The 8217-nt window shown below is 45.9% G+C and carries 6 protein-coding genes; 3 read left to right on the forward strand and 3 right to left on the reverse strand.

Going from position 1 to position 8217, the window contains the following annotated elements; translation table 11 throughout:
* Positions 1-4: 4 nt before the first annotated feature.
* Positions 5-2728 carry a PAS domain S-box protein gene (locus RIB93_RS02375; RefSeq protein ID WP_446369932.1) on the forward strand — a complete coding sequence of 908 codons (2724 nt, stop codon included), beginning with the start codon at positions 5-7 and terminating at the stop codon, positions 2726-2728.
* Positions 2729-2783: 55 nt separating this feature from the next.
* On the forward strand, positions 2784-4388 hold the full coding sequence (locus RIB93_RS02380) for an Hsp70 family protein (protein WP_446369934.1): 1605 nt from the start codon (positions 2784-2786) through the stop codon (positions 4386-4388).
* Between the two features lie 395 nt (positions 4389-4783).
* On the opposite strand, the gene RIB93_RS02385 is transcribed toward RIB93_RS02380, so the two are convergent.
* A complete protein-coding gene (locus tag RIB93_RS02385; protein ID WP_446369936.1) occupies positions 4784-5032 on the reverse strand; it encodes a hypothetical protein in 249 nt (82 codons plus the stop codon).
* Positions 5033-5107: 75 nt separating this feature from the next.
* Between RIB93_RS02385 and RIB93_RS02390 the strand changes: the two genes are divergently transcribed.
* On the forward strand, positions 5108-6295 hold the full coding sequence (locus tag RIB93_RS02390; RefSeq protein WP_446369938.1) for a tetratricopeptide repeat protein: 1188 nt from the start codon (positions 5108-5110) through the stop codon (positions 6293-6295).
* Between the two features lie 317 nt (positions 6296-6612).
* Here RIB93_RS02390 and RIB93_RS02395 read toward each other — a convergent pair whose 3' ends face one another.
* Together RIB93_RS02395 and RIB93_RS02400 are read right to left on the reverse strand one after the other, a co-directional pair.
* Positions 6613-7308, reverse strand: coding sequence for a hypothetical protein (locus RIB93_RS02395; RefSeq protein WP_446369940.1), 696 nt, complete (start codon positions 7306-7308; stop codon positions 6613-6615).
* Positions 7260-7742, reverse strand: coding sequence for a hypothetical protein (locus RIB93_RS02400; protein WP_446369941.1), 483 nt, complete (start codon positions 7740-7742; stop codon positions 7260-7262). Before RIB93_RS02400 ends, RIB93_RS02395 begins: the two co-directional genes overlap by 49 nt.
* Positions 7743-8217 lie beyond the last annotated feature (475 nt).

Consider the following 8217-nt stretch of genomic DNA (forward strand, 5'->3'; position numbering starts at 1 on the left):
AGTGATGCTAAGTCAACAATTATCAACAGTATTGCATAAACATGAACTAATGATATTAGTGGTTGACGATAACCCCAATAATTTACGCTTTTTATCGGATGTATTGCAAAGAGACAATTATAAAATCAAACGGGCTATTTGTGGAAAACTCGCCATCCATGCGGCAATTTCGTCACCTCCTGATTTGATTTTATTGGATATTGTCATGGCGGATATGGATGGGTATAGTGTTTGTCAATGTTTGAAGTCAAACTCGAAAACCAAAGATATTCCGATTATTTTTTTAAGCGCATTGACGGAAGCGGCTGAGAAAGTCAAAGCGTTGAAAATTGGCGGGGCTGACTATATTACTAAACCGTTCCAACCGGAAGAAATTTTAGTTCGGATCGAACATCAACTGCTCCTGCAAGGATTACAGAACCAGTTAAAAGAACAAAATAGTTTACTTCAACAAGAAATTCGCGATCGCCAGCAAGCCGAGAACCAACTTCGTCAACAAGCAAGACAGCTTAGCCATCAAAATAGTTTACTCATTGAACTGGCTAAAAATAAAATTTTATATCAGGAGAATTTAGAATTAGCGTTTCAGGAAATCACCGAAGTCACAGCCCGTACCCTTGAGGTAGAACGAGTCGGTATTTGGCTCTATAATCAACAAAAAACTCATATTGAATGTCTGGATTTATTCCAGCAAACTCACTGCCAACATAGCACCGGGTTAAGCCTAGCCCTAGCTAACCATCCGCTTTACTTTAACGCTTTAATTGAGGCTCCCCTCGTTGCAGTAGATGATGTGATCAGCGATCCCAGAAGCGGTGATTTGCTGGAGTCTTACCTACAGGGATTAAACATAACATCAATGCTAGACACCCCTTTACGATTGGGCGGAAAAACTGTAGGTGTGTTATGTATTGAACAGATAGAAACGTGCCGACATTGGACACCAGAAGAGCAAAACTTTGCCCGTTCTATCGCCGATCTCACCTCATTACTCTTAGAAGTCCAAGAACGCCAACGCGCCGAAGTAGCCCGCAAAATCTCAGAAGAAAAATTTGCCAAAGCTTTTAGTTGTAGCCCTGACCCGATTACGATTAGCACTTGCCCAGACGGACGCTATATCGATGTGAATCAAAGTTTTCTCAATCTATTGGGGTATGAGAGAAAAGCTGTCATTGGTCAGACAATTTTTGCTCTAAACTTGGTAGTCAATCCGGAAAATATGGTTCAGTTTGAACAGCTTTTACATCGACAAGGATCACTGTGTAACTGGGAAACGAAATGGCGGACTAAATGGGGTGAGATTATTACCTTATTATTATCGGCTGAGTTTATTGATTTGAAAGGGGAACGCTGTGTAATCACCGTCGGCAAAGATATTACAGAACGCAAGCGAATTGAAGAAGATTTACGCCAAAGTGAAGAACGCTGGCAGTTAGTCTTACAAGGAAATAATGATGGAATTTGGGATTGGAATTTACAAAGTGGTGAAGTGTTTACGTCTGAGCGGTTTCAGGAAATTATCGGTAATCAAAATTGCCACGATGAAACCTGTAAAATTGTACATCGTTTTGATGAATGGATTAGTCGTATCCATCCCGATGATGTGGAGCAAATTATCGAAACAACCCAAAACTACTTGCAGCGAAAAATCCATTATTATGAAATTGAATATCGCTTACAATGCCAAAATGGTGACTATAAATGGGTAATGTGTCGCGGACAAGCTTTATGGGATGAGGAAGGAAAACCCCAGCGGATGGTGGGTTCACTCAAAGATATTAGCCAACGCAAACAAGCCGAGGAAGACTTGCATCAATCGATTCAGCGAGAACAAGAAAAATCGATCCAACTGGAGACAGCATTAGCTGAACTCAAACGCGCCCAAACTCAACTGATTCATAATGAGAAAATGTCCAGCTTAGGGCAAATGGTGGCAGGTGTGGCGCATGAAATTAATAATCCTGTCAACTTTATTGGCGGGAATCTCACCTATGCTAAAAATTATTTTGTCGATCTCACTCGCTTAATTAATGCCTATACCATAAATTACCCCAATCCTCCTGAAGAAATCCAAGATATTATTGAGGAGATTGACTGGGAGTTCGTCAGTGAGGATTGGCAGAATGTAATCAAATCGATGAATATAGGTGCTGATCGTATTCAGCAAATTGTTCAATCCTTACGCATTTTCTCTCGACATCATGAATCCGAGCGAAAAGCAATTGACATTCATGAAAGTATAGATAATACCTTGATTATTTTACAGCATCGCCTCAAGGCATCAGGCAATCGTCCCCAAATTGAAGTGATTAAAGAATACGGTGAAATTCCAGCAATTACCTGCTACGCCAGTCAGTTAAATCAGGTATTTATGAACGTGCTGAGTAATGGGATTGATGCCTTAGATAATAAACCCGCTCCCCGGATGATTAAAATTCACACCGAAATGGTTCAAAAGAGTCAGAGTACAGACGATAATGGTCATAAACAACAACCATCGGACTTTGCCGTTATTCGGATTGCGGATAATGGTGCCGGAATTAATACCGATATTATTCCCCAAATATTTGATCCATTCTTTACCACAAAACCAGTAGGACGCGGCACCGGATTAGGCTTATCGATTAGCCACGAAATTATTGTCGAAAAACATCAAGGTCAACTTCAGTGTGTTTCCAATCCAGGTCAAGGAACAGAGTTTATTGTCGAAATTCCTATTCTAAAATAGAAATGATAAATTCCTGTTCCCTGTTCCCTGTTCCCTGTTCCCTGTCTAAAGACAAATGACTAACTACGCAATTGATTTTGGCACAAGCAATACTGTCGTAACTCGATGGAACGCCGCCACTGGCGAAGCGGAAACCGTCAGCCTACCTGGTTTATCAGTACAACTTGCCCAAAATCCGCCCCTGATTCCCAGTTTGGTCTATGTTGAGGATGCCCAGCCAGGTCAGGTGATCGTCGGTCAAACCGTGCGCGATCGCGGCTTAGATCTTACCACCGATCCCCGCTTTTTCTCCAGTTTCAAACGGGGGATAGGTTCCCAGATTCAGGGATTTTTGCCGGAATTGGATGAACAAACCATCAGTTTTGAGCAAATTGGACAATGGTTCCTCAGCCAAATTATCGCCAAACTCTCCCCCTCCCCCACAGACAGGATTGACTCCTTAATTCTTACCGTACCCGTCGATAGCTTTGAGGCTTATCGCCACTGGTTAACCGGAGTGTGTCAATCCTTACCCGTGGAACAACTGCGGATACTGGATGAACCAACCGCCGCCGCTTTGGGCTATGGTGTGGTAGACGGTGAAACCCTCCTCGTCGTGGATTTTGGTGGCGGTACTTTAGATTTATCCCTAGTGCAATTAAATCAAGAGGTACAAACCGGAACAAAGCCCCTGGGTTTTATCCTTAAATGGGGCGAGAAAGTCTTAGGTGAACGTTCCGGACAAAAGCCCAAAATAGCGCGGGTACTCGCCAAAGCAGGGCAGAACTTAGGCGGATCAGATATTGATAACTGGCTAGTAGATTATTTTGTCCAAACCCAGGGAATTTCGCGATCGCCCTTAACCACGCGATTGGCTGAACGCCTGAAAATTAAGCTATCTACAGAACCGACAGCCACGGAAGTTCACTTTAATGATGAAACACTAGAGAGTTATGAACTGAATCTAGATCGGCAAACCTTAGAAACCATTTTAAAGGAATACCAATTCTTTGATAACCTGAATGAACGAATGACCCAACTCCTGCAACAAGCACGGCGTAGTGGTATCGAAGTCGCCGATATCGATGCTGTATTGTTGGTAGGGGGAACCGTAAAAATTCCCGCCGTTCAAGAGTGGGTGAAGCAATACTTTGACGCCGAAAAGATTCGTTCCCTAAAACCCTTTGAAGCCATCGCCCAAGGCGCATTACAACTAGCCCAAGGGATTGAAGTCCAAGACTTCCTCTACCATAGTTATGGGATTCGCTACTGGGATCGACGGAATAACTGTCACAATTGGCATCCGATTATTAAAGCCGGACAACCCTATCCGATGAGTAATCCCGTGGAATTAGTAGTAGGGGCGTCAGTAGACAATCAACCCAGCCTTGAATTAATTGTCGGAGAATTAGGCGCAGAAACCGGAGCAACCGAGGTATACTTTGAAGGCGATCGCTTAGTCACACGCCGACTGGGTGGCAGCAAAACCTCAGTACAACCCTTGAATGATCGCGACGGAGCCAGAACCATTGCCCAGCTTACACCCCCCGGAAATCCGGGACGCGATCGCATCAAACTCAAGTTTTCAGTCGATCGCGATCGCGCGTTACGATTAACAGTAGACGACTTACTCACCGAGCAAACCGTCTTACAAAATCAGATAGTCGCCCAACTAAGTTAAATGTTTGTTTGTAGTTGCGCTTTAGCGCCATAAGCATTTAAGCGCCAACCATAAAGTGACATTTCAATTAAAAGGAGTGATAAGCTGTCATGCATTTAAATTGAGTATTAGTAGCGAGCAAGATGCAAAGCCTGCGGCATGGCTTCGCTAAACGCACTACACGGATGAGAGCCATTATTGACATTAAGGTTTAAATGCCGAACAGCTTATGCAGCTAATTTGTAGGTTGGGTTTCGACTTCGCTCAACCCAACATTCCATAATCACACTCACCGCGAATATCTCCCCCAGCTCCCCCAGCTCCCAGACGCGCCATGGCACGTCTCTACATTGCTCCCCCAGCTCCCCCAGCTCCCCCAGCTCCCCCAGCTCCCCCAGCTCCCCCAGCTCGCTGCACTAGGATTCCTGTTCCTTGTGCAAGAATTCCTCTTTAGAATCACTCCAGTAGGCGCTATATGTCCACACTTCACGACTTCCTTTATCTTCCATTGACCAACGATAAATCGCCGATTTTGGATTAACCCCAACCTCAATCAGCTTTGCTCCCATATAATATTCCATCTGACGCTTAGTCATATCCTTCGCGCCACTGGGCTGACTCTTAGAGATTGTGCGAGACATGTGGGCTTGTGTCGGTTTTGGCATTGTTTTCTAGTATTAATAGTAAATCAACTGATCTTATTGTTTCATGTTCGACTGTCACCAAAGAGGGAATTAAGGATGGATCTCAGTCTATGCATGATTGTGAAAAACGAGGAAGCCAGCTTACCCCAAGTCTTGGAGAGTGTGCAGCCAGTCGTGGATGAAATGGTGATCCTAGATACCGGATCGAGCGATCGCACAATTGATATTGCTACAGATTATGGGGCAAGAGTCTATCATTTTCAATGGTGCAATGACTTCTCCGCCGCCCGCAACGATGCGCTGCGATATGTGCGCGGGAAGTGGGTGTTGGTGTTGGATGCGGATGAGGTGTTAACGCCAGAAATTATACCCGAAATCCAACAGGCGATAAAAAGCGATCGCAACTTGGTGATTAATCTGATCCGTCAAGAAGTGGGTGCGACTCAATCGCCCTATTCCCTGGTATCCCGTTTATTTCGCCATCACCCTGATATCTATTTTTCTCGCCCCTACCATTCAATTGTGGATGATAGTGTCAGTCAATTGTTGCAGCGAGAACCCGATTGGCAGGTGATTTCCCTGTCTACGGTGGGTATTTTACACTATGGCTATCAACCGGGTGCGATCGCGGCGTTGGATAAATACACTCGCGCCAAGACTGCGATGGAAGGATTTCTGGCTGATCATCCGAATGATTCATACTTGTGTAGTAAATTGGGGGCGCTGTATGTGCAAATCGGTCAAGTGGAGGAAGGGATTACCCTGCTTAAACGTGGATTCACAGATGCACAGGTAGACGCTTCGGTATTATTTGAATTACATTACCATTTAGGCAATGCTTACACGAAACAGAATCAACTCCAACTAGCGGCAGATCACTATCAAGACGCGATTAAGCAACCGATTCTCCCCCAACTTAAACTGGGAGCCTATAATAATTTAGGTAATGTGTTATTCGGCGTGGGCGATTTAACCACAGCGAAACGGGCATATCAAACAACGGTAAAAATTGATCCGAGTTTTGCCGTGGGATACAATCATCTGGGGATGACATTAAAAGCCTTGGGACAGTGGGAATCTGCGATAACCGCTTATGAAAAAGCGATTCAACTGAATCCCGACTATGCCGACGCTTACCAAAACTTAGGGGTTGTATTATTTAAACTGGGACGAATACCTGAAAGTTTAGCAGCATTTGAGAGCGCGATCGCCCGTCATCAAGTCACCAATCCCCAGGAAGCCCAACGGTTACGTCAAGAGTTGCAAGAGATGGGGTTGCGATAAGCCGATTGGTGTCAACTTAAGGTGAGTGGCACGCTCAATAAGCATTATGAGATCGCCAAAACCCTTAATATACCGTAGGGTGGGCATTGCCCACCAGCTTTAAGTCAGTGACATTCACTTAAGGTGAAAGCAATACTGGCGAGATTTTAAGCTGTGTCTGTCTACTTCTCGACATTCTCCCCCTCATCCCCTAACCCCAACTCCGGACCCCCCTCGTTCCCCCCTGCGAGGAGGGATGACAGAGGATGCTTCGCTTTTGTTGCATGGGAGAAGGGGAACCGGACTCTCTTGCTCCCCTCTCCCTTGACATTTCTCTGCTATCTTCTGCGTTTGTGTCGATCGCGCATCCATTGAATTATACAACCGATGGGCAGCGCGATCGCAACCGCAATTATAATATGAATCAGGACGTTCAAACCATTGTAGGTGGTACATTTCACCACACCTGCACTGGGACAAATCGGTGTTTCGGTGTTGGTTTGATTCTGGATAAAGCTTTGGATGGGTTGGGAATCGACTTGGGAGGATATTCCACTTACGGCTAATCCAGTTCCGACTACGGCTATCCACAGTTCTAGGTTTTGCAGCTTCTGGTCTAGGGCGCGGTCTCGTTCTGCTTGATCTAAGTCTACGATACCTCGCACGGTTTCTAGCATTTGTCCGAATAAATCTTGTCCGGGTGATAGGTAATTGATATCGGTTTGGATTTGCTGTTTCCAGATGTGGCTTGCTTTGAGGAATTTGTCCCAGAATTGGGGGATATCGCCAATTTGGGCAAGATTCTGTTGCTTGGTGTCAAAGTTGGTGAGATTGGTTTCCATCGCCGTCTGGTGGGCGCGTAAGTCACGCAAGCATCGGGCGTAGTCGAGGGCGGTGTGGGGAATTTGGTTGAGCAGATTTTTTAGGGCGTCGAGGCGGGTTTGGGGGTTGGTGGTGAGGTTGGGTAAGGTGTGGATTTGGTGTTCTAACTGGCTGTAGAGGTGTCGCGCTTGTCTACTTCGGCGTATAACCACAGAGTTTGTCCCAGGGAGGCTTGGATGGTGTTGGGGAGGAGGGATTGGGGGCGGAAATGTTGCAGTTGGGGGAGGGTGATGTCGAGGTGGGGAGAGTCGGGGGTGAGAGTGAGATCAATGGCGTAGGTGTCATTCAGGCGAAAGGGTTGCAGATTGGCGGTGATTTTGAAGCCATCGGCGGTGGAGATAGCGCCTAAATCGATATCTTGGGCGTGGGTAAGCCAGTAGGTTTGTTGTCCGGGTTCGTTTTGGGGCGTGTATTCGGTGTTGGTGTAGCAGATGAGTTGGGATTTGAGGGTAGTCAGTCCAGGGAAATGTCCCAGATTAGTCAGATTATCCCATAATAAAGCCGCATCATCTGCCACGCGATCGGGGGCGTCGGTGAGGGTTTGACGCAGGTGGAAGGCGTAGAGGGTGAGGCTGAGGTTTTTCATTTATGGGTTATTGGCTTGGGCTCTGAGCGTAAGCCGAAGAGTCATTCGTCTTATGTTATTGGTCATTTGTTGATGGAAATTGCCGCGATTTTCATTAGCCTATAATACAGAATATCTGTAGGGGTACGGCATTGCCGTACCCTGTTTAGCTGAAGATATCGCCCCTCTCCCACGCCAGCCCTCTACCCAGCCCCTCTCCCAAGCTTGGGAGAGGGGAGCAAGAGGGGAGTAAGAGGGGAGCCAGAGAATCCGGTTCCCCTTCTCCCCTGGTGGGAGAAGGGGTTAGGGGATGAGGGGGAAAAAGATAGCTTGTTGCTTCAAAATAATCATTTATTACTCACCGTTCGCTCATTTTGGTAACTCAGTAGCCAAATGAGCAGCCACACAGTAGTCTGAGTAAGCAATTGGACGATTAAGGAGAGGACTAGGAAGCGATGCATACCAGACTAAGTACTTGATTGAGTACAAAAGCTGA

The organism is Coleofasciculus sp. D1-CHI-01 (assembly GCF_040218875.1).
Lineage (GTDB): Bacteria > Cyanobacteriota > Cyanobacteriia > Cyanobacteriales > Coleofasciculaceae > Coleofasciculus.